We start from the raw sequence: 24,791 nt of genomic DNA on the forward strand, positions 1-24,791 counted from the left end.
TGCCAGGTCCGGCGCCAGCGCTGCACCGAGCGCACACTCACCCGTAAGTCCTTGGCGACCTCGGCGTTGGAGGCACCCACAGCGAATAGCTCCGCAGCCTCCAGCCGGATCCGCTCGCGAAACGCCTGCCGTTCAGGCGTCAGCCCACCACCCTGCGGATATCTCACACAACAGGCATACCGCGACGATCACACATCGTCAGCCCTCAACGACATCACGCCGCAAAGGTCAGTAGCGGGGTTCATGACTCTTTGAGTGGATCTGCTGTCACCTGATGGTGTGGCTGCGGGGCGGAATCTGCCGGTCCGCGCTTGTTGATCTGGTGCTGTGACCGGGTGAGTGAACGCAAGCCGTACCCGAGCGACTTAGGGCTTGCCGGGAATCAACACGTTGATTTGATCTTGATGCTGCCGGGGTCAAGGAACCGGGCGATGTCATCTGGTGTGCGGAAGCGGGCTGTTGAGGCGAAGACTCGAACGCCTTGGGCGGCCAGGAGCGGGCGGACGTCTTTCGCAGCCCGGCTGACCGTCATGGCGGTGGTGTTGAAGAGCTGACCCAGGAGGTCCATGGTCGCGATCTTCCGCAGGTGGAGCACGGTGACCAGGACCTTATCGGCTGGGGTGAGCTTGGCCTTGGCGCCCGCGCCGGGGGCCACCAGGCGCTCGTGGCCTCGACGTGTGCGGAGCACTTGCTCGCGTTGAATCTCCATCGCCGGGGTCAATGCGTCGATGAGTTCGCTGAGGTGCTGACGGGTCATCCCGGTCAGTTCCGGGTCCTGGAGCGCACGCCGGGAGATGCACGTCGGTCCGTCTGGCAGGGCATTGTCTGGAGTGCTGCCGGTGGTCGCGGCGTCCATCGGACGCTGGGGGTGGAGGGTGTAGTTCCAGTCGCCGTGGAAGCGATGGCGAGTGATGGGCAGGGCGGCGATCTCGTCGTCGCTGATGCGGATGCCGGTGGGGTACTCACCGTGGTCGAGTTCGGCATGGACGGTGAGGCCGGTGCGGCTGGTGGTCGCGGCGATCGTCTGGAGCATGACTTCGTGGCTGGTCAGGGGTCTGCCGCGCCAGTTCATGGTGATGTGGGAGAACAGCCGGTGCTCGATCTTGTTCCACTTCGAGGTGCCTGGCGGTAGGTGGCACACCGTGATCTCAAGGCCGCTCTCGGCAGCGAGGTCGGCGAGCTGGGTCTTCCAGCCGCGGGTGCGGTAGCCATTGGAGCCTCCGCCGTCGGCGGTGATGAGCAGTCGGCGGGCGCGGGGGTAGTCGTGCCGGCCGCGGGCCTGCCACCAGTTCCGGATCGAGGCGACGGCGAACGCCGCGGTGTCGTGATCGTTTCCGATGCTGACCCAGCCGGCGTTCGCGGCCATGTCGTAGATTCCGTACGGGATCGCCTTCTCGGCCTGGCCGGGGAAGTCGTGCGTCTTGACCTTCACGGGCTGTGCTGCGGGCCGCCATTCCTGCCCGGCGTTCTTGTAGTCGCCGATCAGCTCCTTCTTCTTGCCGTCCACGCTGATCACCGGGTCATCGGCGTCCCGGTGCTCTCGGGCCTGCTCGTTGAGGTATCGGAACTGGGCATCCCTGTCGGGGTGCTGAGCGCCCTCGATGGTCTTGGCATTGGCCTGCAGACTGAAGCCTTCCTCCCGTAGTAGGCCGGCGACCGTGTCGGCGGAGACCCGGTGGCCCTGCCGGGTCAGCTCCGCTGCCAGTTTCCGCGTCGACTTCGTCGTCCACCGCAGCGGTGACATCGGGTCACCGCGTTCGTCGGGCTCGACCAGCGCAAGCAGAGCCGGTCGCAGCCCTGGATCAAGGTCCACGGCTTTCTTCCGACCCCCGCCAGGCCGGCGAATCCGCCCCAGCGGGGCCTGACCAGAGTCCAGTTCAGCCGCTCCGCGAGAGACCGTGCCTTCCCGAACCCCGGCTGCTGCAGCGACGAGCCGGATCCCGCCATGCCCCAGCGACAGTGCCTCCGCCCCTATGGCCAGCCGACGCTGGCGCTCATCCAGATGCGGCAGCAACGCCTGGAACTTCGCAGCCAGGACGTCCTCGATCCCCTCCGGTCTCCCCATACCAGAACAACGAGTTCCGCAGCAGGAAGCCACGACTTGTTTCCCGGCAGGCCCTTACTGATCATTTCAGAATGAGCTTGGTGCAAGGCTTGGCTGTGGGCGGGGCCGGCGGCAGACTCCTGCGAGTGTCGGATGATCTTGTGCCTGATGATCTGTGGGATCGTGTCGCCCCGCTGCTTCCTCCTCGTCCGCCGCGGCATCGGCGGTATCCAGGTCGGCTGCCGGCGGATGACCGGGCCGCCCTGCGCGGGATCATCTACGTCCTGCGCACCGGTGTGACCTGGGCGGACGTGCCGAGCGAGACGATCGGCTGCAGGGGGGTGAGGTGCTGGCGGCGCCTGCGGGACTGGACCGGGGCCGGCGTCTGGCCCCGCCTGCACGAGATCCTCCTCGCAGAACTCCGCAGGACGGGTCTGCTGGACATGAAAAACGCCGCGGTCGACGGCTCGCGCATCCGGGCCCTGAAAGGAGGACTCACACCGGACCTTCGCCAGTCGACCGCGGCCGCCTCGGCAGCAAGCACCATGTGATCACCGACCGGCACGGAACACCTCTTGCGGTGTCGTCGACCGGCGGAAACCGTCACGACGTCACCCAGCTCACGCCCCTGCCGGACTGCGACTAGGACAAGTACCGTCGCCTCCTGCGCGCTCGTGGCATCACGCCGAAGATCGCACGCAAGGGCACCGCCCACGGATCCGGCCCGGACAAGACCAGGTGGGTCGTCGAGCGGACCTTCGCCCGGCTCCACCAGTTCGAACGCCTGCGGACCCGCTACGAAATACGAGCCGACCTCCACCTCGGACTGCTCCAACTCGCCTGCAGCATCATCTGCTTGCGACGACTCCGAACCTCATTCTGAAATGACCAGTTACGGCCGACGAGGGCGGGCAGGCCCTTCACATACTCCCGCATCCGGTGCCGCAGGTCGGCACGGCCGAACCGGTGGCTGATGCGGAGGAACAGGTCGTCGAGTCCTCGTTCCCGGGCCGCGGCCGCATGGTCGTCGATCACGCCAGGGTGCTGCCCGTATCGGGGCCCGGCAGTTTTCCCGATCCACTCGTTGCAGAGGCGGTCCAGCGAGACCGTCCCTGACGCACAACCGGCCGACTACACCCTGGAGGGTTCCTCCGACCAGGTCAGACAGCGAAACGCTGCTGCAGTACTGGCACCCCTCCGAGCGTCGGCCCGGATGCGGACCGTGCCGAGGCTTGTCCGCGGCATGTTTGCGGAACTCATCGCGGGGTCAACGCCGTTGTGGGCAGCTTCGGCCCGCTCAGACCCGGCTCGCGTCCTCACGGACGACCCGTACGGAGCGGCCGGGATCCTCACCGGGCAGGCCCGGCGGGAGCACTGGGGCCAGGGCGCGGAACACCGCCTCCATGTGCCGGTCGTCGTATGCGGCGAGGGTCTCGCTGGCCTGGAGCAGCAGGCCGCCCGCGCGTAGCGGGTGCACCGCGTGGAAGGCGCCGGTGGCCTCCAGCGCGGCCGTACCGCCGAGCCGGTCGGCCAGTTCGGCGGGGACGCCGGTGACCCAGGAGTAGCCGCGCAGCAGGGTCCGCGACTCCCGCAGGGAGCGGCGCCGCGGGCGCTTGAGCACCGCCTCCAGATCGGTGGTCTCGTGGAAGTTGCGGTGGTCGATCCGCGCGAAGGCCGGGTTGGCCCCGTCCAGGGCGGCGGCGAGGAAGGCGACCAGGCCCGCGCACCACGCGGCGTCGGCGACGCGCTCGGCGCCCCGTACTGCCGCCGACAGCTCGGTGTGGCTGCCGCCGCGACCCGTCTGTGTGCCTCCCACGCGGCCCACGTCGTCGACCCAGGCGTCCCCGTCGTCGAGGGCGGGCGCGTGGAAGCCGGCCGCGGCGTGGAACGGCGACGACCGCAGCGCGTCGGCCAGTTGGTCCCAGTGTGCGCGGGCGTCGCGCACCCGGATGTCCCGGCCGCCGGTCATCGACTCGCTGACCAGGGCCCAGGATCCGGCCGTCTCCTCGTCCCCGGCGGGGAAGAGCCGGTCGGTGGCGGTGCGGAACCAGTGGACGAGGAGGTCGCCGCGGGGCGTCGCCGCCTGGTCGTCGAGCGTGGCCCACACGGCCACGTCCATGGTCGGGGTCTCGTCGTCCACCAGGCGCGTGCCTTTGTCAATGTTTCGGAGGCCCTGGTCGTCGGCCCGACTTTATCGGAGCGGGCCGACGACCAAGGGGCGGTGTGTCTGCGGCGGGGACCGCGGTGTGGCTGCGCCGGCGGTCTTGCCGAGGAAGGCCTTGTCGTCGGGCCAGGTGCCGCTGCCGCCGGTCCGGGGCGCGCCGAATGGAGTGCTGTAGCCCTTGGTGACCGCCTGGGTGGTGGCGTCCATCGCCACCGAGGAGGTGCCGTGGTGGTCGGTGGCCGGCCAGCACAGGGTGTCCGTGCCGGACTTGTTGGTGCGCAGGGCGATCCCGTTGCCGTCGAAGCCGTAGTAGCGCTGGGCCCAGAACTTGCCGGTGGTCGTGTCCAGGTGCCCTCGGTGGTGCCGAGGTGGAGGTCCGTCTCCCCGGCGGCGTTGCGGCGGACGAGCAGGTTGCCGTCGGCGTCGTGGACGTAGCCGGTGGCCGAGGTCCCTTCCTTCACCTCACTGAGCTTGCCCTCGGGTGACCAGGACAGGGTCTGGGTGGCCGTGCCGTCGGGGCGGGTTTCGGTGTTGCCGGCCGCGTCGTAGGCGTAGGCAGGGGTGACACCGGTGCAGGAGGCCGCGGTGGTGGTCGCCGTCAGGGCGTGCGGTTGCGCAGAGCCGTAGCAGTAGGTGCGGGTCGTGGTCGCGGTGCGGCTGGTCTCCGTCGCCCCCAGCCCGGCGTCCGTGTAGGTGTAGGGCGTCCAGGCTCGTCAGTTTCTGTCTCCTTGGTCAGCGCCGGGTCCGGATGAGGATGCTCGCGAAGCGGAGTCCGACCTGGCAGGCGATCGCGAGCCGCAGGTCGTCGACAAGGTGAAGCACCCAGGAGATCGACACGTCCGGGTGCCGAGAACGCGGCACCGGTTCCGTCCCAGAGGTACCAGTAGTCAGAACGGACCGCGCGAAGGAGAAGGAGCACCCCGTGACGATCGAGCGGATGGACAACGTAGGCATCGTCGTCGACGACCTGGAGGCTGCCATCGCCTTCTTCACCGAGCTCGGCATGGAGTTGGAAGGCGAAGCGCATATCGAGGGAATCTGGGCAGACCGGACGGTCGGCCTCGACGGGGTCCGCAGCGCCATCGCGATGATGCGCACCCCGGACGGTCACGGCAAGCTGGAGCTGACGAAGTTCCACACCCCCGCGGCGATCACTGCCGGACCGCTCGACCCGCCACCCAACACTCTGGGCCTGCACCGTGTCATGTTCGCCGTCGACGACATCGACGACACGATCACCCGGCTGCGCCGCCATGGTGCCGAACTCCTCGGTGAGGTGGCGCAGTACGAGAACGTCTACCGGCTCTGCAACCTCCGCGGTCCCTCGGGAATCATCGTCGCTCTGGCCGAACGGATCGGCTAGGTTCTGCCTCTTGGGTCGGCGTCAGGTCCGGACGAGGATGCTCGCGAGACGGAGTGCGGCCTGGCAGGCGATCGCGAGGCTGTCGGTTCGTGTGGCCGGGCCGCGCCAAGGACGTCGTCGCGGACGGCGTCGTGTCCCTCACCCTCGACCACCCCGACGGCGTCCGGCTGCCGGACTGGACGCCCGGGGCGCACATCGATCCCGTGCTGCCGAACGGGATCACGCGGCAGTGCTCCCTGTGCGGTGACCGCTGGGACCCGTACGGCTACCGCATCGCCGTCCTGCGCGATCCCGCCGGGCGTGGAGGGTCGGCCTACGTGCACGACCGGCTGATGCGGGGGGACCGAGTGGGTGCGGGCGGGGCGCACAACCACTTTCCCCTGGTGCCGGCCGACCGCTACCTGTTCATCGCGGGCGGCATCGGGATCACCCCGCTGCTGCCGATGATCCGGCAAGCCGAAATGACGGGCACTGAGTGGCAGTTGCTGTACGGCGGTCGTACCCGCGCCTCAATGGCGTTCCGCGCGGACCTCACGCACGCCTACGGCGGCCGCGTGCACCTCGACCCCCAGGACGAGTGCGGCCCGCTGGACCTGGCCGTGTGGCTGAACGAACCGCTGTCCGCGACCAAGGTGTACTGCTGCCGCGGCTCGAGAGGACGGAACGTACCGCCTCGATGCGCTCCAGCCACTGCGGATCGGCGCCACCACCCGCTGCGAAACCCGGCAGCCAGGCAGGCGGTGCACTGCGGATGTCCCCGGAGGCGAGCGTGCTCCCCGAAACGTACTTTCCGGTCAGCAGCCCCATCGCGAGCGGGCTGCGGTTGATGCTCGCGTGGTCGGACGCCTCACACAGGGCGAGCGTTTCGGGCGCGTCCTGGAGGACGTTGCAGCGGTGCTGCACGGCCGCGCAGTGCGGGCCCGCGGCGAAGGAGGGCCGCGCGCCCCGGGGCGTCAGTGCTCCATGCGTACGCGCGGATCAGCCCTTCCCGTACGAGATCCTCGCAGCCGTCCCGCAGGAGAGCGGCCCGTTCGAGCACCTTGTCGGCCAGCCCCTGTGCCTTGGTGCAACCTGATCTGGATCTCCTCCGCCCGGCCCGGCCGGTCCAGCGGGATCACCACCGCCCGCCACGACAAGACCACCACGCATCTCCGCGAGGCCGGCCTCGGCGCCCTGGCCGACCTCGGCTTCGCCGGCCCGGACGACCAGCCCGACGACGACCCCGTGATCATCACCGGCCGCAAGGCTGACCGGCAGGAATCCGTCACTCCCGGACCACACCAGCCCCGCGAACTGCGGAAGCAGGACGAAACGATCCCGCTGGTCGTTCGCGGTGTTCGCCGTACCTATCCAGTACCTGAGCGGCGAGCGTCGTCCAGGACGTCACGCAGTGCCCAGTAGGCGGGTTTCACCTCGTACGTCGCGTCCCAGGGAAGAGCGTTTCCCGGACTCGGGGGATAGTGTCGCAGGTCAGCCGTGGAGCCGTACTTGTCGGTGAAACCCCAGGTCGAGAACGAGGTGCAGTTGGGTTCTTCGACGCAGACCGCGAGTTTCCCCGCCAGCTGGCGGGCCTGGATGTCCTCTTCGTCCTCGTCGACGAGGACGTCCGCCTCCGAGACCCGGGCCTTCAGGCCGAGCTTGGCCAAAGCCCGGACCTTGCGTCGGAAGACCTCGGGGTCGGTACGGTCGCCGACGGCGTATTCGTGGTCCTGGAAACCGACGCCATCGATCGGAACGCCCCGCTCCTTCAACCGGATCAGCAGCGCGTAGAGGGCATCCCAGCGTGGACCGTCCTCCTCCACCCCGTACTCGTTGAGGTAAAGCACCGCGTGCGGGTCGGCCTCGCGGGCAGCATGGAAGGCGATGTCGATGTACTGCTCACCCATCGCTTCGAACCACAACTGTGGCCGCACGCCCCGGTTGCCGTTGGAGTAGTCCTCGTCCTCGTCGGACATGGGCTCGTTCACCACGTCCCATTCCGCCACCTTCCCCCGGAAGTGGCCCGCTACCGCGCGTATGTGCTCCACCATGACGCGCCTGCGTTGCTCGTGCGTCATCTCGGCGCGCATCCATGCGGGGAGGGCTTCGAACCAGACGAGGGTGTGGCCGTGCACCTTCATCCTGTTGGCCTCGGCGAAGTCCACCAAGGTATCGCCTTCCGCGAACGCGAACACGCCGCGTCGAGGCTGGACGAACTGCGGCTTGAAGTCGTTCTCCGGCGTAAGCATGGAAAACTCCTCACCCGCCGTCCGGCGGTAGGCGCTGTCAGTCAGCAAGGGGCCCGCGGCCAGGGCGGTTCCCATACGGATCGGGCGTGGGAGAACCGCCGCCAGATCACGCATCGCATCGCTGGACCGGGGCACTCGCAGGCCAGGCGCGTCCACGACGGACATCCGGCCCCGTCCCAGTGACCGCGCGTGGAGATCGCTGAGGGTCCAGCCCTTCCCGCGGGCTCCCGCATCCGCGCCGAACCAGATGCGGCCACTGCCGAAGACGTCCCGCGCGGGAACGGTTCCCACGACCCTGCCGTCGGCCTCCAGCACAAGCCTGTCTGCGCGGACTTCGACGGCGAGGCGGACTTCGGGCCCCAGGCCGCTCCCGAAGGTCCGGGTCATCGCAGGTCTGTCGGAGTCCCCGTCCCAGCGGTCGATCCGGAGCCTCCCGCCGACCACGCCGATGCGCACGCCGCGCCGTCCGTAGCGCCATTCGTCGTAGATGACCGGCGTCTCACCGTACAGATGCAGGTAGGCATCCGTGTCATCCGTGCGCCGCAGGCCGGCTTCGATCCGGACATCCCCTCGGAACACCATGTGGGGACCGCGCAGGTTCACCGGTGGGTTCGGCTGTCCGCCGGTACCGTCCTGGCGTGTGATGCGCCGGTCGAGGGGTGTGACCCGTACCCCTGCGTGCGTGGGCCTCCCGCCGGCGAAGTGAGCCCAGTCCCTGCCGTTCAGGAGGTCCTCCACAGGTCCCCCCGCGGGCGCGGAGGTGCCGGCACGGTCCCCCGAGACACCAGCGACCAAGGCACACACAACCGCGATGACAGCGCTCTTTCGAAACCGCATGAACAGCAGCACTCCGCATCCTCAGCCCGTCTTCCGACGGCATCGCCGCCCTCGGCCACACCGTCGCCGAGCACCGTCCTCCCCAGCCGCGGCAAGAACGGTGCGCAACCGATCGCGCCGCCCCACTGTGACTGATCGCGATTGTTTCAGGTGCGAGTGAGGGACCGTCGGCCGAGGACCGTTCGGGAACGACGGCCGGAGAGCGGTCGGTACGGTCAGGAATGGGGTCGTTTCATCCTGATTCCGCAGTTCGCGGGGCTGGTGTGGTCCGGGAGTGACGGATTCCTGCGGGTCAGCATCATGATCACTGCGGGGGTGATCGTCGGTCACCTCTGGACCCGGTGTTCGCGAGGACGAGGAGGGCCCGCAAGAGGGTGGTCGCGTGGCGGGCGTTCGTGCGGGTCTTGGTCAGGATGCGCCAGGACTTGAGGTGGGCGAACCCGTGCTCGACGGTGGCGCGTTCGCGGCTGATCAGCCGGTTCGCTTCCTTCTCGGCGTCGGTGAGTTGGTGGTTCCGGGTGGCCTTGCGGCCGGTGATGATCACGGGGTCGTCGTCAAGCCGGTCGTCCGGGCCGACGAAGCCGAGGTCGGCCAGGGCGCCGAGGCCGGCCTCGCGGAGATGCGCGGTGATCTTGTCGTGGCGGGCGGCGGTGATCCCGCTGGACCGGCCGGGCCGGGCGGAGGAGATACCGGCCAGCTCCGTGCGCAACAGCTCCGCACGTTCCTCCGACTCAAGCCGCTGCTGCACCCTCCGCGTCAGCACATCCGTCATGCTGCGGAACCTACGCGGCCAGCCATCGGGCCCGCCTCAGAACGCCCGACCTCACCCGTGACAGACGATCACGTCCTGACGATCTCGCCTCCGACCAGCCGGAGCCCACCAGCCACGACCCACACCAGGGCCCATGACCTGCGATTTTCAGGATGGAACGCGCTCAGTGATCACTCATCGGACAGCCACATCCGATATCAACTGGATCAACCGGCCAGCCCGCCGAAGAGACATGCGCCAGGCCACGCCCACCACGGTGCGCACCGCGGCCGCGGTGGGCCCGTCCTGCTATGCGCAGCTGTTCCTCGGCGCGTGGCCGCGCAGCAGCACCGATGACGCCACCACTGCGCAGGTTCGGCTCGCGCGAAGGGCGAACTGTCCTCCACGGTCGGGCAGTTCTTCGGTGCCTGCCTCACCGGCACCGGAGAGATGGAGCGCTGCATCGCGCCCGGCGTGAAACCGGCGGCCTTCTCCCCGCCCCGTACAACGCGGTCACCGTTGTAGGGCGCGCGAGGGGGCGCTGCCTGGGCCCGGCTGTCCCGGTGACGGCGCCCAGTGGCGACACCCGGTGACGACGGTGTCCACCTCTCCGACGGCGACGCAATGCGGTTGGTGCGGCTTTGCGGGGCTGTGCCCGAGATGGTGTTCTCGCCGGCGAGGTGTCAGGTCATAAAGCTGGTCATGGTCAGACGGATCATGGCTTCACAGCAGCTATACGGTATGTCGGTTTCTCTTCCCATCGCGACCCGAGAAGCGATGGCACTTGTGTGTTCGCGCGGCTTCCGCAGGGCTATTGACCTGCTCGGATTCACTGTGTTTCTCTCGGCCTGAAAACCTGGGGCACCGCTGTCGACCGTGGCTGTCCGCTCTGGGGGGCACACCAAGGGCACGGGTGGCGTGCCGGGGCGGATCGAGAGGGCACGAGGTGTTTCGGGGCTTTGGGGGACGCGGCGGGAGCACTGGCGAAGTGACCGCATCGCACTTGCGGACACCTCGGCCGGGCCTGCCCCGGAAGCGGGTGTTACGAGGCGGGTGCTCCTCGTACGACGGCCTCGCGGCCTTGTCCCAGCCGGTCCTCGACGGCCCCTGTACGCCCGCCGAGCGGGCCCCTTGACGTCACCGCTGCCGCGACACGGGTTGCCGCGGCACCGCCCGCGACGGCGTCCGTCCCGCCTCGGCGCGAGCAGTCGATGCTGCGGGGAACAGCAGTGGCCGGACTGCCGCCGGAGCCATGGGCAGCACCCCCAAGACAATGCCCCGCGCTGGAGCCGGCGGATGACGCACGGTCGGCGGCGAACTCACCGGAACCCGGACTGCGATCTTTCCGTCTTGCTCCGACGGACCGTCCTTCCTGAGAGGAGAAGCGACTCCGGCCGAAAAGTGACGAAAAGCGACGAGCGGAATCCGCCCTGACATGACCAACATCTAGAGAAGCAGCCAAAAGTGAGCCACATACCACCGCAGAACCTTTCGCCGACGCGTCGAAGAACCGCTTTCTTTCTGGGGCGTCAACCGCGGACGGCCCTCTGGATTGCGGCAGGGGCCGTGACCCTGGGGTTCCTCGTCGCGCTGGAGTTCACCGCGCGCCACTACGGCGTGCCGGGGCCGATCACCAACCAGGTGCGGGAGGTGGTGTACGCCCCCAAGTCGGGCGGTCTGCTGTACGCCGCCATGGCGTTGATGATGGTGGTGCTCACCCGGCGGGAACGGTTCGTCGCGGTGGGTACGGCGATCGGTGTCGACGTCTCCTTCCTGGCGGTTCGGTGGGCGGTCGACGCCGGGACGAACGGCGGTCACCCCTTCGGCAACGGCGCCCTCTGGGTGATCCTGGGCAGTGGGGTCATCGCCGTCACCCGCCGCACCGGCCGGGAACGGGTCCTGCTGCTGAAAGGCGTCGGGCTGGCCCTGCTGCTGGTGGCCGGCCGCAAGACCGGCGACACCTGGCTGTTCATCACCTCCATGACCCGCCCGACAGTGCTCGACCAGTACGTGGCCACCGCCGATCACGCGCTGGGCAACCCCTCGTGGCTGGCGGGCCGGATCGTGACGGCCACCGGCCCCATCGGCTTCAACTTCCTCGACTTCGTCTACGGCAATCTCGCGGTGGCCGCGGTCATCGCCGCGCTGTACCAACTGCGCCATGTGGCGGTCGAGCGCCGCTTCCCGCGCCACCACCTGGTGCGCACGTTCCTGGTGATCGGCCTCGTCGGGCCGGCCTTCTACATGATCTTCCCGGTGGTCGGGCCGGTCTTCGCCTACGGCACAGGCGCCGAGCACTGGTCGGCAGTCAGCCTGTGGGCGCCGGACATGCCGCCCAGTGAGCCCTGGGCCGTGGCCGACCTGTGGCCGAGGACGCTGCCGCCGGTCGGTACCCCGCATCCCATGCCGTTCGACGAGGTCACCCCGCGGAACTGCATGCCCAGCCTGCACACGGCGTGGGCCACCGCGATCTTCATCCACTCCCGGAAGGGCCCTCGCGTCCTGCGGTTCGCAGGAACGTTCTGGCTGGTCGCCACGCTCGCCGCGACGCTGGGGTTCGGCTACCACTACGGTGCGGACCTCATCGCCGGCGTGGTGTTCACGCTCACGATCGAGGCGGCCCTGCGCTCATTCGACCAGGGCTGGAACCGGTCGGGGGTCCTGCTGGTCGTCCACGGTGCGACGGTCTTCGCCGCGCTCTTGCTGTCCTATCGGTTCCTGCCGCTGGCGATGGCCGAGCATCCCTGGGTGTCCGGACCCCTGCTGGTGCTGGCGATGCTCTCGGTGATCTACGGCTACATGCGGACGACCACGCTGTGGGAGCCGAGGACCGCGCCGGCGCGGCAGCCGGAACCGCAACCCGAACTGATCTGAGGGCGTTGCCCCCTTAGTGGGGCGCGGGGGCGCGGGTGCGTGACGACGTGCCGGGTCTGTGGTCAGGCCGTGGTGGCCGCCCGTGACGCGTTCCTGGGCGTCTGCCGGGAAGACCTCGCCCGCACCGCTCGCTCCTGGTATCCCCCGCCCCAGGCCGGTGCTCGCGGCAACCGCTACCGCGTCGCGGGCGAGGACGACGTCGTCGCGCAGCCCCGGGTGCCGGGTGAGCGCGTCGGTCATCCGCGGGTCGGCCCGGTGGGTGGCCACGCCGGCCAGGTCCGCGGGCCGCCCGCGCGAGGGCGGTCAGCCCGCTGGTCGCCCATGGGAGCGGCCGGGGCGTGGTGGCGTTCGGACCGTCCGCGTGTTCGGCAGCACCGGCTGCGGCGGAGTGCCTCGGGCGGCTCGGCACGGCAGTACGGTGATGCGGTCTCATCCGGCGCCCTGTGCGCTGATGTGGGCGAGCAGTGCAGCGGTCCCGTCCTCTGCGGCGATCCCGCGGGCGAGTCCGGCCGCGCGGCGGTGGTGGGCCGGCTCGGACAGGCAGGCCGTGATCGCGTCGCCGAGGGCTTCGGCGGTGAGGCCCTGGAACGGCACAGGCCGCGGGGCGACTCCCAGCTCGTACAGCCGGGACGCCCAGAACGGCTGGTCGGCCATGACGGGAACGGGCACGGCGGGCACGCCGGCCCTCAGTCCGGCTGCGGTGGTGCCCGCCCCGGCGTGGTGGACGACGGCGGCGACGCGCGGGAACAGCCAGTCGTGCGGGACGTCGCCGACGGCCAGGACGTCGTCGCCGCGGCCGCTCAGACCGGCCCACCCCTCCTGCACCACCGCGCGCACGCCTGCCCGCCGCACCGCCGCGGCCACCAGCTCACCGAGCCGCTCCCCCTGCCCCACCGCCATACTGCCGAACCCGATGAACACCGGAGGCGGACCGGCCTGGAGGAAGTCGACCAGCTCGGCCGGCGGTTGCCAGCCGTCCGGCCGCGCGGGCCACCAGTAGCCCACTACTTCCGCCCAGGACGGCCAGTCCTCCGGGCGCGGCACCACCCGCGGGCTGAAACCGTGGAAGACCGGCCGGACGTCCACCGGTGCCGCGGGCGCGCCGGCGGGCAGTCCGAGGAGGGCGCGCAGCCGGGTCACGGCGCCGGCGAAGACCCCTTCCGCGCGCCTGAGCACATCCCGGCCCGCGGCGAGGTTGCCCTCCGGTCCCGGGCCGCCGGTGTTCCGGGCGTTGGGCAACGGGAACCGCCCGGTGGCGAAGGACGGTACGAGGTAGGTGCCGATGACGGGGACGCCGAACGCCTCGCCGGCCGTCCGGCTGAGCGGTGCCGGGCCGGAGGCCGTGAGCAGCAGGTCGGCACCGTCCGCCACGGCCTTCGCCACCCCGTCGGCGAGTCCGTCCGCGTACGCCCTCGTCAGCGCCTGTGTCTCCTCCCGCGATGCCGCCCGGGCCCAGTCCCGGATCAGCCCCCGCGGGTCTCCCGGCACGGGCCGGTGGTCGAGACCGCACCCGCCGAGCAGGGCGGCGAAGGACGGGTGAGCGGCCACGGCGACCTGATGACCTGCTTCCAGCAGGCGCCGCCCCAGGCCCGTGTAGGGAGCGACGTCTCCCCGTGAACCGGCGGTGATGATCAGAATGCGCATGGAGTGATTCTCCTCGGCGGCCGTCCGGCCACCATCGCCTGCCACGAAGACGGCGGGGCCATGCGGCCGCTGTTCGCCGCCGGCGGTTCGGACGTCGAACAGGCGGGCCGCGCGGCCCGGCGGAGGGCACGTTCACGGACGCGGGTGGCGGGAGGGCGGCGGAGCCGAGTGGGACGGCTCCCGCGCCCGGCTCGCCGTGCACGCAGACGGACGGTGCCGCTGCGCTCCGGAGCGGGGGCAGACGTGACCGGCTCGTTTCCCGAAGTGCGGGCGGCCGCCCCCGCCCGGTTGCCGGCCGGCATCGGACCGGACGGCGAACCGGTGGTACGGGGTCCGGCCGGCCTTCGTGCGGCACGCGCGGCGCTTGCGGCGGTGTTCGCGGAGTACGGCCCGGCAGCGCCGCTGACGTGCTGTCCGTCGACCGCCAGCCCGGCCGTGACGAAGAGCCGGCTCGCGCGGGCCGCAACCGGGCTGGAGGGTCTCGTCCTCAAACGGTGGGACGAGGCCTGCGCCGCCGGCAGCAGTCCGTCATGAACCCGGTCGGGCCATGGCCGGCCCATGGCCGTGCCGGCTCAGATCGTCAGAGGTATCTCGGCCCAGATCGTCTTGCCCTGCGCCGCGTGACGGGTGCCCCAGTGCCAGGCGAACTGGGCGACGAGGAGCAGTCCGCGTCCGCCCTCGTCGAAGGAGCGGGCACGGCGCAGGTGCGGGGAGGTGCTGCCGGCATCGGAGACCTCACAGATGAGGCTGCCGTCGTGGATCAGCCGCAGCTGGATGGGAGGTTGGCCGTAGCGGATGGCGTTGGTGACCAGCTCGCTGACCACCAGCTCGGTGACGAAGGCGGACTCGTCCAGACCCCAGGCCGTCAGCTGGTCGGTGACCTGCTTGCGCGCCTGGGCGACGACGACGGGTTCCGGGGGCAGGTTCCAGGTGGCGACCTGCCCGGCTCCCAGGGCGCGGGTGCGGGCGACGAGCAGGGCGATGTCGTCCTCGGGAGGGGCGGGCAGCAGCGTCGCGAGCACGTCGTCGCAGAGCGTGTCCAACGTCTGCGCGGGCCGGGTGAGGGTCCGGCGCAGCGCACCGAGCCTCTCGTCGATCTCGTGGCCGCGGTCCTCGATCAGGCCGTCGGTGTACAGGGCCAGGAGGCTGCCCTCGGGCAGTTCGACCTCGCACGCCTCGAAGGGCAGGCCTCCCAGGCCGAGCGGTGGGCTCGCGGGGAGGTCGAGGAAGGCCGCCTCGCCGTCCGGGGTCACCACGACGGGCGGCGGGTGGCCGGCGCGGGCCAGGGAACAGCGGCGGGAGACGGGGTCGTAGACCGCGTAGAGACAGGTGGCGCCGATGTCTCCGGCGATGTCGGCGTCGGCCGCGGCCTCGGAGGACAGGCGGAGGACGACGTCGTCGAGGTGGGTGAGCAGCTCGTCGGGCGGCAGGTCGATGTCGGCCAGGGTCCGGACGGCCGTGCGCAGCCGCCCCATGGTGGCGGAGGCCTGGATCCCGTGGCCGACGACATCGCCGACCACCAGGGCGACCCGGGCGCCGGAGAGCGGGATGACGTCGAACCAGTCACCGCCCACGCCGGCCCGGCCTCCGGCGGGCAGGTAGCGGGAGGCGACCTCGACCGCCGGCTGGTGGGGCAGTGCCACGGGCAGCAGACTGCGCTGCAGGGTCATGGCCGTGACGCGCTCACGGGTGTAGCGACGGGCGTTGTCGATGCACACCGCGGCCCTGGCCGTGATCTCCTCGGCCAGCAGGACGTCGTCCTGTGCGAACGTCTCCGGGTGCCGGGTGCGGCCCAGGAAGACCGAGCCGAGAGTGACACCCCGAGCGCGCATCGGCACCACCATCACCGAGTGCGCCCCGGTCCGGAGGAGCCGGGTGGCCCGCTCGGGGTCCTGGGCCGCCCATCGGGCCATGGAGGAGCCGTTCACCTCGTACACCGTGGAACGGCCGGTGGCCAGGCACTCGGCGGTGGGCGCGGACGGCGGGTACTCCACCTTGTTCCCGAGCCGGAGCATGATGTCGAGGAGGGCATCGGTGGCTGCCTGCCGTGCGGTCCGGCGCATGGTGACCGGACCGCGCGGCGGGCCGTCGGGCGGCTCCTCGCCGCGGTGGATGAACTCCAGCAGATCGACCGACGCGTAGTCCGCGAGCCGGGGGACGATCACGTCGGCCAGTTCCTGCGCGGTGCGAGTGATGTCCAGGGTGCTGCCGATGCGGTTGCCGGCCTCGTTGACCAGCAGCAGCCGCTGGCGGGTCAGGTACTGCTCGGTGATGTCGAGGAGCGCGATGGACGATCCCTGCACCTGGCCGAGGTGGTTCTTCAGGGGGGAGAGGAACACGGACCAGGTACGCCTCCGTGACTCGGTGGGTGCCCGGAGGTGCCGGACCACGTGCACGGGCTCCCCGGTGCGCACCACCTGGTCCTGGAGCTCCGTGAATTCGTCGTACGCCGGACTGGGCAGGAGGTCCATGAGGCGGCGCCCTCGTATCTGCTCCTCGGACAGGCCCACTATCCGGGCTATCACGTCGTTGGCTCCCACCGCCCGGTTGTCCTGGTCGTAGAACGCCACTGCGACCGGGAGCTGGGACAGGGTGAGTTCCCTCAGCAGGGTGCCCTTGTCCCCGGGCGGGCCCGGTCCGTCGGGAGCCGAGGCCGTGAGGACCCATTGAGTCCGCCCGTCCCCGTCCGGGCACGGGCAGGCCCGGACCATCACGTCCACCGTCCGGCCGTCCCGGTGCCGAGCGGGGACGACGCCGTACCACGGCGCCTGTTCCGCCAGACGGCGCAGGACCGACGGGGGGAGGTGCGAGACGAGCAGATCGGCCGCGGGGCGTGAGACGACCTCCCCGGCCACGTAACCGAGCAGGCTCCGGGCTTCCTCGCTCCATCCCGTGATCACACCCCGTTCGTCGGCGATGGCGACGGCGGTGGTCGAGGTCGTGGCGCACGGCTCGGGCGTGTCGTCGGGTCGGCTCTCAGCACCGTTGTCCTGTAGTGCCATGTTCACCCATTTCATCCCAGTACAAGGCATTTTATCGTCCGGGGTCTCCGGTCGGCGGCCTCGCGGCGTCCCGCACCGGCTCCGTCCCGCACCGCAGATTCCGGCTCCGGCTCTCCCGCCTCTTCTGTTCTTGGCGCGCCTCTTCTGTGCTTGGCGCACGGTGAAGCGGCTCTTTTCGGGTGCTCCTCCGGTCGATCGGGCCGGGAAGGGTCGTCCGCAGGGAGCTCGCCTCGCTTGACGAGAGACACAGGGGCACCCCGGAGGCCGGTGCCGTGGTGGCAGTACCGCCCGCGGCCGTCCTCCGGTCCGTGCACCAGGCGCCGCGGACCCACAGCGGCGACCGGGAAGGCGCCGGGGCAGTGTGACGCCGGTTCCGGTGCTCGGCGGCGACACCCGCATGGAGTACGGACTCGTAGGCGGTACGGCCTTCGGAGCGCACCAGCGGGGGGCGTCCCGCCCTGACCCGTAGGACAGTAAGAACCATGAACCGTCACCGACGCCCGCCCCGACGGGCACCGTGGATCGCGGGCGGCGCCGTCGTGCTCGCCCTCGGCGGCGTGGGCATATGGGCCTTGGTGGCGCAGGACGGCGACATGCCTCGCCCGGAGCCTTCGCCCTCGACCGACTTGTCCCTGCCGACGCTGAACCCGCTGCCGACCTGGACGCCCGAACCGGAGACGCCGAGCACGTCACCGCCGACAGCGTCGGAGTCGCGCTCGCCCGAGCCCACGCCGAAGGACACTCGCTCCCCCAGGCCGACGTCCACCGATCCGCGTTCGCCCGCGCCGACGGGGGCGGACCGCACCCGTCCACCCGGACCGCCCAGCGGCCGGCCCACGGCCACGACCCGGTCCCGGCAGCCCACCCCGCCCGGCGAGCGGCCCACGGCCACGACCCGCTCCCGACAGCCCACCCCGCCCGGCGAGCGGCCGACACCGGCGGACGGGACCGGGCAGCCGCAGCCGTCGGCACACCAGCCGACGCCCCGCCGGACGGTGGCGACGACGAGAGGGACGGCGACGCCGGACGCGTCCGACGGTCGGACGCGGAAGGCGACCCCGGCACACAGCCGGCCCGCAACACCCGAACCCTCGCCCCGGCCCTCGCGAGCCGCGACGACCCCGGCACCGGCACGGTCGGGGCCGTCGACGCCCGCACCGTCCGCCTCCGCCCCCACTCCCCCGCCCGGGCCGGTGACGCCGACACCGACGCGCGGCGGCATCAAGCCGGCGACCACCACGTGGTACACGTCCGCGACGGCAGTGGCCGCCGCTCGGCGGATGGCCGCGGCGGAGGTGGCCGGCGACCCGGCGTGCTCGATGGCGGCCGTGGGACGGCCGGACCCGAGCCTGATCCCGCAAGGCAGCCGCATCGGCATCGGCAACCACGGCCGTTACTGGTGCCTGATCTGGTAGGGCGAGGCAACCCCCTGCCCCACGGGCACCGGCGTCATGGGCCATGACATCGATGCCTCCCCCGCGACTCCCCTGATTACCGATTTCAGCTCGTCAGGGGGAACTTCGACGAAGCGAGGCTGTCACGGGTGGGTCTGCCCGGGCAGTGTGAGGATCTCGGCTCCGTCGTCGGTGATGGCGATCGTGTGCTCGCTGTGGGCGGTGCGGCAGCCTGTGGCGCTGCGGAGCGTCCAGCCGTCGGCGTCGGTGACGAGTGTGGCGGTGTCGGCCATGACCCAGGGTTCCAGGGCCAGCAGCAGTCCGGGGCGCAGCTTGTACCCGCGGCCGGGCCGTCCGGTGTTCGGGACGTGCGGGTCCTGGTGCATCGTCGATCCGATGCCATGGCCTCCGAACTCGGTGTTGATCGGGTAACCCGCTTCTGCGAGGACGGTGCCGATGGCATGGGAGAGGTCCCCGATGCGCGCCCCGGGGCCGGCGGCGGCGATGCCTGCCGCGAGCGCGCGCTCGGTCGTCTCGATCATTGCGACGCTCTCTTCGGGACGGGCGTCGCCCACAAGGAAGCTGATGGCGGCGTCCGCGGCCACTCCGCCCTTGGAGACGGCGAGGTCGAGGGTCAGCAGGTCTCCGTCGGCGAGTGTGTAGTCGTAGGGCCGCCCGTGCAGCACGGCGTCGTTGACCGCCGTGCAGATGTAGTGACCGAACGGGCCGCGCCCGAAGGAGGGTGCGTAGTCGACGTAACAGGACCGGGCCCCCGCCTCGATGATCATTTCTTTGGCCCACCGGTCGATGTCCAGGAGGCTCGTGCCGACCGTGCTGCGGCGCCTCAGCGTCTGCAGGATGTCGCCCACGAGGGCGCCGGTGACCTTCGCCCTGGTCAGACGCGTGGTGTTCAGAATCTCGATCACGGGGAGCAGCTTTCCTTGTTCCAATAATTATCCCGGTCTAACTATACCGGTATTAGAATGGCTTCATGGTCAGGTTGCCGCTCACCCCCGCCGAGGTAGAACGTGGACAGCGCCTCGGCGCCCTGCTGCGCCGGGCACGGGGGGGCCGCTCGATGCTCGAGGTCGCGCTCGACGCACACGTCTCGCCCGAGACCCTCCGGAAGATCGAATCCGGCCGCGTCGCGACGCCCGCCTTCCCGACCATCGCGGCGATCGCCGGCGCCCTGGGCCTCTCCCTGGACACGGTCTGGGCGGAGATCAACCAGCCCCAGCGCCCGGCCGAGGACCCATCGCTCCCGCTTGTCGGACAGCGCGCGTGACAGCCAGGCGCACCACTGCCTGTGCATCACCGGTCGGGTGCGCCGTTGAGTCACACATGGAGAGCCGAGGACTTCACCCCCATGCCGGCGCTCGTCGTCATGGGGGATTCGGCACCCTGGAACGGCACGGTGCGGGGGTCACGGACCGGACAGGGACCCGCAACCGGTGAGGATTGCTTCCCACACCCGTGCTCGGCGCCCCGACGGCCCTCCACCCGATGCCGGGGCAGCCGCGGGAGGTGCTGCTCAAGCCGCTGTGACGTACCCGCTGATCGAGGTCGGGGAGTACTTCCCCTACGACGGCCGGGACATCGCCCGGCTGCTCGTGGCGGGCCGGTGGGACCGGCCCGCGGAACGCATCACGGTCCCCATGCGGACCATCAGGCCGGGCGGCATCGCCGGCCTGGAAGCCGCCGTCGCGGACACTCGGCGACCGAGGTGTCCCTCCTGAGCCCGGGCTGAGGCCGCGCTCGCGTTGGCGCGCCCTGTCATGTGAGCCACGCAGGGGCCGGCACGCCTGCGTGTCGTGCCCGTTCCGCCACCGATGCGGAGACTTCCTCGGCTCGGCGGGGCTGTGCGCCGGCCCACGGCCGAGTCGGTGCGCACGCTCAGGGTCGAGCGCCCGACGGGCACACCGGCCGCGGTCCGCGGCCGGGCACCCGGACGCGGTGCCTCCTACGCGCCGTCGGCGGCGTCCTCCCGGCGGATGTCGGCGAACTCCCACCAGGCGAGCGGAAGCCAGTCTCCGTCGACAAAGCCGTCGACGGATCCGCCGGTCCCGCTGATGGCCACACGGGTCCCTTCCGGATATGTGGTGCCGGACAGGCCAGAGACCGGGACGAGTAGGGTGCCAAGACGTCGTGACAAGGTTCTGAATCCTTCCGGTTACACAAAGGGAGCATTGTCCCCCTCGTGCGAATCGTCTCATCATGCCCCAGTCTGGAGTATGAGGCAGAGCACACGAGACCGGCCGGGCTGCGGGCCGGGACCCTCTTCCCCTCGGATGCACCGGCCCCGGCCCCGGCACTTTCGTAGCCGAGCGTGAGCAACAGAGCACACGAGTGGAGGTGCCCCAGGATGAGGGCCGTCGTGTACAAGGGACCGTTCGAAGTAGCGGTCGAGCAAGTGGAGGATCCCCGGATCCAGCACCCGAACGACGTGATCGTCCGCGTCACGTCCACTGCCATCTGCGGCTCGGACCTGCACATGTACGAGGGCCGCACCGCCGCCGAGCCGGGCATCGTCTTCGGCCACGAGAACCTCGGCGTCATCGAGGAGGCCGGCGACGGTGTGACCTCGCTCAGCAGGGGCGACCGGGTCGTCATGCCCTTCAACGTGGCCTGCGGGTTCTGCAAGAACTGCACGGCCGGGTTCACGGGCTACTGCGTGACCGTGAACCCGGGCTTCGCGGGAGGCGCCTACGGTTACGTCGCGATGGGCCCCTTCCTGGGCGGTCAGGCCGAGTACGTACGAGTGCCGTACGCCGACTTCAACTGCCTGAAGCTCCCGGAGGGCGACGAGAACGAGACCGACTTCGTCCTGCTCGCCGACATCTTCCCGACCGGCTACCACGGCAACGAGCTCGCCGACGTACGTCCGGGTGAGAGCGTCGCGGTGTACGGCGGTGGCCCCGTCGGCCTGATGGCGGCCTACTCGGCGATGCTGCGCGGCGCGAGCAAGGTGTTCGTGGTCGACCGGGTGACGGAACGGCTGCAGAAGGCGGAGGAGATCGGCGCCGTGCCGATCAACTTCGCCGAGGGCAGCGCCGTGGACCAGATCAAGGAGCAGACCGGAGGCGAAGGGACGGACAAGGGCATCGACGCCGTCGGCTACCAGGCACAGGCGCACGGCGAGGACCGCGAGGAACCGGCGACCGTGCTGAACCAGCTCGTCGAGACGGTCCGGCCGACCGGCGCTCTCGGCGTGCCGGGGCTGTACGTGCCACGCGACCCCGGCGGTCCCGATGACCAGGCGAAGCAGGGGATGCTGCTCGTCTCCATCGGACGCCTCTTCGAGAAGGGGCTGCGCATGGGCACCGGGCAGTGCAACGTCAAGCGCTACAACCGCCAGCTGCGGGACATGATCGTCGAGGGACGCGCGACGCCGAGCTTCGTCGTGTCGCACGAACTGCCCCTCGGCGAGGCGCCGACGGCGTACGAGAAGTTCGACAAGCGGATCGAGGGCTACACCAAGGTGGTGCTGCACCCGCAGGCCTGACCTGAGGCGTCGGCTCCAGCCGCGTCCGCGTGCCACGCCCCTTCGCGGGTGTGGCACGCGGACGCGTCCGGCTACTCGACCTTGACCCAGTCCAGGGTGCGTTCCACCGCCCTCTTCCAGCCGGCGTACCCTTCCTCGCGCTGGTCGTCGGACCATTGGGGCTGCCAGCGCCTGGACTCCTGCCAGTGGGTGCGCAGTTCGTCGGTGTCCCGCCAGAACCCGGTGGCCAGTCCCGCCGCGTAGGCGGCGCCGAGTGCGGTGGTCTCGGCGACGACGGGGCGGCTGACCGGGACGCCGAGGACGTCGGCCTGGATCTGCATGCACAGGTCGTTGGCGGTGACACCGCCGTCGACCTTGAGGACGTCGAGGTGCACCCCGGAGTCCTGTTCCATGGCCTCGACGACGTCGCGGCTCTGGTAGCAGATGGATTCCAGGGTCGCTCGTGCCAGGTGCGCGTTGTCGTTGTAGCGGGCGAGGCCGACGATCGCCCCCCGGGCGTCGGAGCGCCAATAGGGCGCGAACAGGCCGGAGAAGGCGGGCACGAAGTACATCCCGCCGTTGTCGTCGACGGTGCGGGCGAGGTCCTCGCTCTCGGCCGCGGTCTTGATGATCTTCATCTGGTCGCGCAGCCACTGCACGGCCGACCCGGTCACCGCGATGGAACCCTCCAGCGCGTAGACGACGGGGCTGTCACCGAACTGGTAGGCGACGGTGGTCAGCAGGCCGTGCCGGGAACGGACCAGTTCCGTGCCGGTGTTGAGCACCAGGAAGTTGCCGGTGCCGTAGGTGTTCTTGGCCTCGCCCGGCGCGAAGCAGACCTGCCCGACGGTGGCCGCCTGCTGGTCACCGAGCACCCCGCTGATGGGCAGGGCGGCGCGCAGCGGCCGGGAGGTCCGGGTCACCCCGTACGCCTCGCGGTGGGACGAGGGGTTGATGGTGGGCAGCATCGCCCGGGGGATGCCGAAGAACCCGAGCAACTCCTCGTCCCAGTCGAGGGTCTCCAGGTCCATCAGCATGGTGCGGCTCGCGTTGGTCACGTCGGTGGCGTGGATGCCCCCGTCGGGGCCGCCGGTCAGGTTCCACAGCACCCAGGCGTCCGTGTTGCCGAAGAGGGCGTGGCCCTGTTCCGCCGCCTGGCGGACGCCGTCGACGTTCTCGAGGATCCACTGGAGCTTGCCCGCGGAGAAGTACGTGGCCGGCGGCAGTCCGGCCTTGCGGCGGATGACATCGCCCTTGCCCGAGCGTTCCAGTTCCGCCGCGATGGAGGCGGTGCGGGTGTCCTGCCACACGATGGCGTTGTAGTAGGGACGGCCGTCGCGCGGGTCCCAGACCACCGTGGTCTCCCGCTGGTTGGTGATGCCGATGGCCGCCAGGTCGGTCCCCGACAGGCCGCCGTACCGCAGGGCGTTCTGCATGACCGAGTTGGTGCGCTCCCAGATCTCCACCGGGTCGTGCTCCACCCAGCCGGAGCGCGGGAGGATCTGCGCGTGCTCCAGTTGGTGCTTCGCCACTTCGTTGCCGCCGTGGTCGAAGATCATGAATCGGGTACTGGTGGTTCCCTGATCCACCGCGCCGACGAAGTCCGCCATGGTGTGCCGCCTCTCCGACCGGTGTCACTGCTTGGATGCCGGGACGCGTCCCGGCGGCTCGGGCTCCGCCGTCGGCAGGAACCGGCCGATGAAGGCCTTGTACAGGCCCGCGCCGAGCACGCCGCCGATCAGCGGACCGAGGATCGGCACCCAGAAGTAGAGGTTGCCGTACTGATCTCGCCACGCTCCGCCGTATCCCGTGAAGAAGCTGGCCAGCCGTGGGCCGAAGTCACGCGCGGGGTTGATCGCGTACCCCGCGTTGGTTCCCCAGGCCATGCCGATCGCGACCACGACCAGGCCGATGACGAAGGGGGCGAGATTGGCGCCCGGGGGCGTGTTCAGCAGGTCCGTGATGGCCATGATCATCAGCAGCAGGAGTGCCGTGCCGATGACCTGGTCACGGAACGCGCCCCACTCGTAGACCGGGAGATTGGGGTTGCCGTTGGCGGGGAGTGTGGAGAAGACGCCCTGTGTCTTGATGGTGTGGCCCGGGTCGGCCTTCGCCAGCGCCTCGGTGTAGTTCCAGCGGACGATGAGGGCGGCCACGAAGGCGCCGGCCGTCTGGGCCAGCGCGTAAGGGGCCACTTTGCGCCACGGGAATCCCTTGAACACGGCGAGGGCGACCGTCACCGCGGGGTTGAGATGGGCGCCGCTCAGCCGCGCGGCCACGTAGACACCCAGGGTGACACCGAGACCCCATGCCCAGGAGATGCTGTCGTGGTCTCCGAGGCCGCCCGCCGGGTCCGTGAGGGCCCCGCCCGCAACCACCTGGGCCACCACGCCGCAGCCGAAGAGGATGAGGATCATGGTGCCCGCGAATTCGGACGACACTTCACCGATCAATCCGGACCGTGTTCGCCGCTCAGCCATGGAAGCTCGCCTTCCGCCGGACCAACCGACTGTTGACTCCCCGAGCTGTTCACCTGACAGGCTAAGACGACTTCGGATAAACCGCACGTACAGGGCATTTACCTCTCGCCGGGTGGTCAAGGGGGCCGGTGGAGTCGCCTGGGCGGTTCGTCGGGCACGGGATGCCTGATCTGTACGGCGGCGCCACCTCCCGGGCCGCTCGGTCCGGCGATCCCATGGCGGGTCGGCCCGCCCGCCGAAGCAGGTGCGTGACGGCTGTCGCTCGGCTTCGCGAGGCCGCGCGTTCCCGCCCCGGGACCACCGGGCAGGACAACCGCTCCGGCGTCGTCTTCTTCGCCGTGTGTCACGACCGGCCGTCGACCGCTCGTCGGGGAGGCCGTCCGACGGCTGTCCGCGACGGCAACTCCCCCTCGCACAAGGCGATCGCGCGGACGATTCGACTACGGCCGTGCCTCGCCGCGTCCGGCGGTGCCCCTCGCCGCGGGGAACGCCTCTCCGCGATGCCGCGGCAGGCGGCAGGCGGCAGGCG

At 70.5% G+C, this 24,791-nt stretch carries 21 protein-coding genes and 3 pseudogenes; 9 read left to right on the forward strand and 15 right to left on the reverse strand.

The genetic code is table 11. The annotated features are described in order from the left end of the window. Nucleotides 1-167 (reverse strand): helix-turn-helix domain-containing protein (locus ACIF8T_RS32020; protein ID WP_400040051.1); only part of this gene is annotated, 167 nt, incomplete at its 3' end. 215 nt (nucleotides 168-382) lie between these two features. Further along, nucleotides 383-2,065 (reverse strand): ISAzo13 family transposase, encoded by a 1,683-nt coding sequence (locus ACIF8T_RS32025; RefSeq protein WP_400039871.1) that lies wholly within the window; start codon nucleotides 2,063-2,065, stop codon nucleotides 383-385. Nucleotides 2,066-2,190: 125 nt separating this feature from the next. Here ACIF8T_RS32025 and ACIF8T_RS32030 point away from each other — a divergent pair. Then, nucleotides 2,191-2,927: pseudogene (locus ACIF8T_RS32030) on the forward strand (IS5 family transposase). Here ACIF8T_RS32030 and ACIF8T_RS32035 read toward each other — a convergent pair. From ACIF8T_RS32035 to ACIF8T_RS32045, 3 genes are all read right to left on the reverse strand, one after another. Continuing rightward, nucleotides 2,840-3,079 carry a hypothetical protein gene (locus tag ACIF8T_RS32035; protein WP_400040060.1) on the reverse strand — a complete coding sequence of 80 codons (240 nt, stop codon included), beginning with the start codon at nucleotides 3,077-3,079 and terminating at the stop codon, nucleotides 2,840-2,842. The pseudogene ACIF8T_RS32030 and the gene ACIF8T_RS32035 sit on opposite strands and share 88 nt — an antisense overlap. 262 nt (nucleotides 3,080-3,341) lie before the next feature. Continuing rightward, nucleotides 3,342-4,184: a hypothetical protein gene (locus ACIF8T_RS32040; protein ID WP_400039873.1), complete on the reverse strand. Its 843-nt coding sequence runs from the start codon at nucleotides 4,182-4,184 to the stop codon at nucleotides 3,342-3,344. 51 nt (nucleotides 4,185-4,235) lie between these two features. Next, complete coding sequence (locus ACIF8T_RS32045) at nucleotides 4,236-4,415, reverse strand: hypothetical protein (protein ID WP_400039874.1); 180 nt, start codon at nucleotides 4,413-4,415, stop codon at nucleotides 4,236-4,238. A gap of 730 nt (nucleotides 4,416-5,145) precedes the next feature. On the opposite strand from ACIF8T_RS32045, the gene ACIF8T_RS32050 reads away from it, so the two are divergent. Together ACIF8T_RS32050 and ACIF8T_RS32055 are read left to right on the forward strand one after the other, a co-directional pair. Then, entirely contained in the window at nucleotides 5,146-5,571 is a 426-nt protein-coding gene (locus ACIF8T_RS32050) for a VOC family protein (protein WP_400040053.1), read from the forward strand. A gap of 332 nt (nucleotides 5,572-5,903) precedes the next feature. After that, nucleotides 5,904-6,098: pseudogene (locus tag ACIF8T_RS32055) on the forward strand (oxidoreductase); the annotation flags it as partial. Between the two features lie 115 nt (nucleotides 6,099-6,213). On the opposite strand, the pseudogene ACIF8T_RS32060 reads toward ACIF8T_RS32055, so the two are convergent. From ACIF8T_RS32060 to ACIF8T_RS32070, 3 genes and pseudogenes are all read right to left on the reverse strand, one after another. Then, nucleotides 6,214-6,622 (reverse strand): annotated as a pseudogene (locus tag ACIF8T_RS32060) (aldo/keto reductase); the annotation flags it as partial. A 295-nt stretch (nucleotides 6,623-6,917) separates the two neighbouring features. Next, nucleotides 6,918-8,648 carry an endo-1,4-beta-xylanase gene (locus tag ACIF8T_RS32065; protein WP_400039876.1) on the reverse strand — a complete coding sequence of 577 codons (1,731 nt, stop codon included), beginning with the start codon at nucleotides 8,646-8,648 and terminating at the stop codon, nucleotides 6,918-6,920. 292 nt (nucleotides 8,649-8,940) lie between these two features. Further along, nucleotides 8,941-9,408, reverse strand: coding sequence for a transposase family protein (locus tag ACIF8T_RS32070; protein WP_400039878.1), 468 nt, complete (start codon nucleotides 9,406-9,408; stop codon nucleotides 8,941-8,943). Nucleotides 9,409-10,908: 1,500 nt separating this feature from the next. On the opposite strand from ACIF8T_RS32070, the gene ACIF8T_RS32075 reads away from it, so the two are divergent. Further along, nucleotides 10,909-12,261 carry a phosphatase PAP2 family protein gene (locus ACIF8T_RS32075; protein ID WP_400040054.1) on the forward strand — a complete coding sequence of 451 codons (1,353 nt, stop codon included), beginning with the start codon at nucleotides 10,909-10,911 and terminating at the stop codon, nucleotides 12,259-12,261. A 429-nt stretch (nucleotides 12,262-12,690) separates the two neighbouring features. Here ACIF8T_RS32075 and ACIF8T_RS32080 read toward each other — a convergent pair whose 3' ends face one another. Continuing rightward, nucleotides 12,691-13,905 carry a glycosyltransferase gene (locus ACIF8T_RS32080; protein ID WP_400039880.1) on the reverse strand — a complete coding sequence of 405 codons (1,215 nt, stop codon included), beginning with the start codon at nucleotides 13,903-13,905 and terminating at the stop codon, nucleotides 12,691-12,693. A 243-nt stretch (nucleotides 13,906-14,148) separates the two neighbouring features. Between ACIF8T_RS32080 and ACIF8T_RS32085 the strand changes: the two genes are divergently transcribed. Next, nucleotides 14,149-14,439, forward strand: a complete 291-nt coding sequence (locus ACIF8T_RS32085) for a hypothetical protein (protein WP_400039881.1) — start codon at nucleotides 14,149-14,151, stop codon at nucleotides 14,437-14,439. 38 nt (nucleotides 14,440-14,477) lie between these two features. On the opposite strand, the gene ACIF8T_RS32090 is transcribed toward ACIF8T_RS32085, so the two are convergent. After that, nucleotides 14,478-16,907 (reverse strand): SpoIIE family protein phosphatase, encoded by a 2,430-nt coding sequence (locus tag ACIF8T_RS32090; protein WP_400039883.1) that lies wholly within the window; start codon nucleotides 16,905-16,907, stop codon nucleotides 14,478-14,480. A gap of 490 nt (nucleotides 16,908-17,397) precedes the next feature. Beyond that, a complete protein-coding gene (locus ACIF8T_RS32095; protein WP_400039884.1) occupies nucleotides 17,398-17,799 on the reverse strand; it encodes a hypothetical protein in 402 nt (133 codons plus the stop codon). A gap of 301 nt (nucleotides 17,800-18,100) precedes the next feature. On the opposite strand from ACIF8T_RS32095, the gene ACIF8T_RS32100 reads away from it, so the two are divergent. Further along, nucleotides 18,101-18,322 (forward strand): hypothetical protein, encoded by a 222-nt coding sequence (locus ACIF8T_RS32100; RefSeq protein WP_400039886.1) that lies wholly within the window; start codon nucleotides 18,101-18,103, stop codon nucleotides 18,320-18,322. A gap of 122 nt (nucleotides 18,323-18,444) precedes the next feature. Here ACIF8T_RS32100 and map read toward each other — a convergent pair whose 3' ends face one another. Further along, nucleotides 18,445-19,227, reverse strand: coding sequence for a type I methionyl aminopeptidase (gene map, locus ACIF8T_RS32105; RefSeq protein WP_400039888.1), 783 nt, complete (start codon nucleotides 19,225-19,227; stop codon nucleotides 18,445-18,447). A 65-nt stretch (nucleotides 19,228-19,292) separates the two neighbouring features. Between map and ACIF8T_RS32110 the strand changes: the two genes are divergently transcribed. Then, nucleotides 19,293-19,586 (forward strand): helix-turn-helix domain-containing protein, encoded by a 294-nt coding sequence (locus tag ACIF8T_RS32110; protein ID WP_400039889.1) that lies wholly within the window; start codon nucleotides 19,293-19,295, stop codon nucleotides 19,584-19,586. Between the two features lie 256 nt (nucleotides 19,587-19,842). After that, nucleotides 19,843-20,037: a hypothetical protein gene (locus ACIF8T_RS32115; protein ID WP_400039891.1), complete on the forward strand. Its 195-nt coding sequence runs from the start codon at nucleotides 19,843-19,845 to the stop codon at nucleotides 20,035-20,037. 224 nt (nucleotides 20,038-20,261) lie between these two features. Here the strand turns inward: ACIF8T_RS32115 and ACIF8T_RS32120 are convergent, their stop codons facing one another. Continuing rightward, nucleotides 20,262-20,453 (reverse strand): hypothetical protein, encoded by a 192-nt coding sequence (locus ACIF8T_RS32120; RefSeq protein ID WP_400039892.1) that lies wholly within the window; start codon nucleotides 20,451-20,453, stop codon nucleotides 20,262-20,264. 210 nt (nucleotides 20,454-20,663) lie between these two features. Between ACIF8T_RS32120 and ACIF8T_RS32125 the strand changes: the two genes are divergently transcribed. Further along, on the forward strand, nucleotides 20,664-21,803 hold the full coding sequence (locus ACIF8T_RS32125; protein WP_400039894.1) for a glutathione-independent formaldehyde dehydrogenase: 1,140 nt from the start codon (nucleotides 20,664-20,666) through the stop codon (nucleotides 21,801-21,803). Between the two features lie 71 nt (nucleotides 21,804-21,874). On the opposite strand, the gene glpK is transcribed toward ACIF8T_RS32125, so the two are convergent. Together glpK and ACIF8T_RS32135 are read right to left on the reverse strand one after the other, a co-directional pair. Continuing rightward, nucleotides 21,875-23,392 carry a glycerol kinase GlpK gene (gene glpK, locus ACIF8T_RS32130; RefSeq protein WP_400039895.1) on the reverse strand — a complete coding sequence of 506 codons (1,518 nt, stop codon included), beginning with the start codon at nucleotides 23,390-23,392 and terminating at the stop codon, nucleotides 21,875-21,877. Nucleotides 23,393-23,416: 24 nt separating this feature from the next. Next, a complete protein-coding gene (locus ACIF8T_RS32135) occupies nucleotides 23,417-24,262 on the reverse strand; it encodes an MIP/aquaporin family protein (RefSeq protein WP_400039896.1) in 846 nt (281 codons plus the stop codon). Between the last annotated feature and the right edge of the window lie 529 nt (nucleotides 24,263-24,791).

The sequence above is a fragment of the Streptomyces sp. NPDC085946 genome (genome assembly GCF_044540485.1).
Lineage (GTDB): Bacteria > Actinomycetota > Actinomycetes > Streptomycetales > Streptomycetaceae > Streptomyces.

Excerpts from the sequence above, each read along its gene's own strand:
- ACIF8T_RS32080 (WP_400039880.1), bottom strand. The coding sequence starts at position 13,905 with ATGCGCATTCTGATCATCACCGCCGGTTCACGGGGAGACGTCGCTCCC.
- ACIF8T_RS32070 (WP_400039878.1), bottom strand. The coding sequence starts at position 9,408 with ATGACGGATGTGCTGACGCGGAGGGTGCAGCAGCGGCTTGAGTCGGAG.
- ACIF8T_RS32025 (WP_400039871.1), bottom strand. The coding sequence starts at position 2,065 with ATGGGGAGACCGGAGGGGATCGAGGACGTCCTGGCTGCGAAGTTCCAG.
- ACIF8T_RS32125 (WP_400039894.1), top strand. The coding sequence starts at position 20,664 with ATGAGGGCCGTCGTGTACAAGGGACCGTTCGAAGTAGCGGTCGAGCAA.
- ACIF8T_RS32135 (WP_400039896.1), bottom strand. The coding sequence starts at position 24,262 with ATGGCTGAGCGGCGAACACGGTCCGGATTGATCGGTGAAGTGTCGTCC.
- ACIF8T_RS32050 (WP_400040053.1), top strand. The coding sequence starts at position 5,146 with ATGGACAACGTAGGCATCGTCGTCGACGACCTGGAGGCTGCCATCGCC.
- glpK (WP_400039895.1), bottom strand. The coding sequence starts at position 23,392 with ATGGCGGACTTCGTCGGCGCGGTGGATCAGGGAACCACCAGTACCCGA.
- ACIF8T_RS32045 (WP_400039874.1), bottom strand. The coding sequence starts at position 4,415 with ATGGACGCCACCACCCAGGCGGTCACCAAGGGCTACAGCACTCCATTC.
- ACIF8T_RS32090 (WP_400039883.1), bottom strand. The coding sequence starts at position 16,907 with ATGGCACTACAGGACAACGGTGCTGAGAGCCGACCCGACGACACGCCC.
- ACIF8T_RS32110 (WP_400039889.1), top strand. The coding sequence starts at position 19,293 with ATGGTCAGGTTGCCGCTCACCCCCGCCGAGGTAGAACGTGGACAGCGC.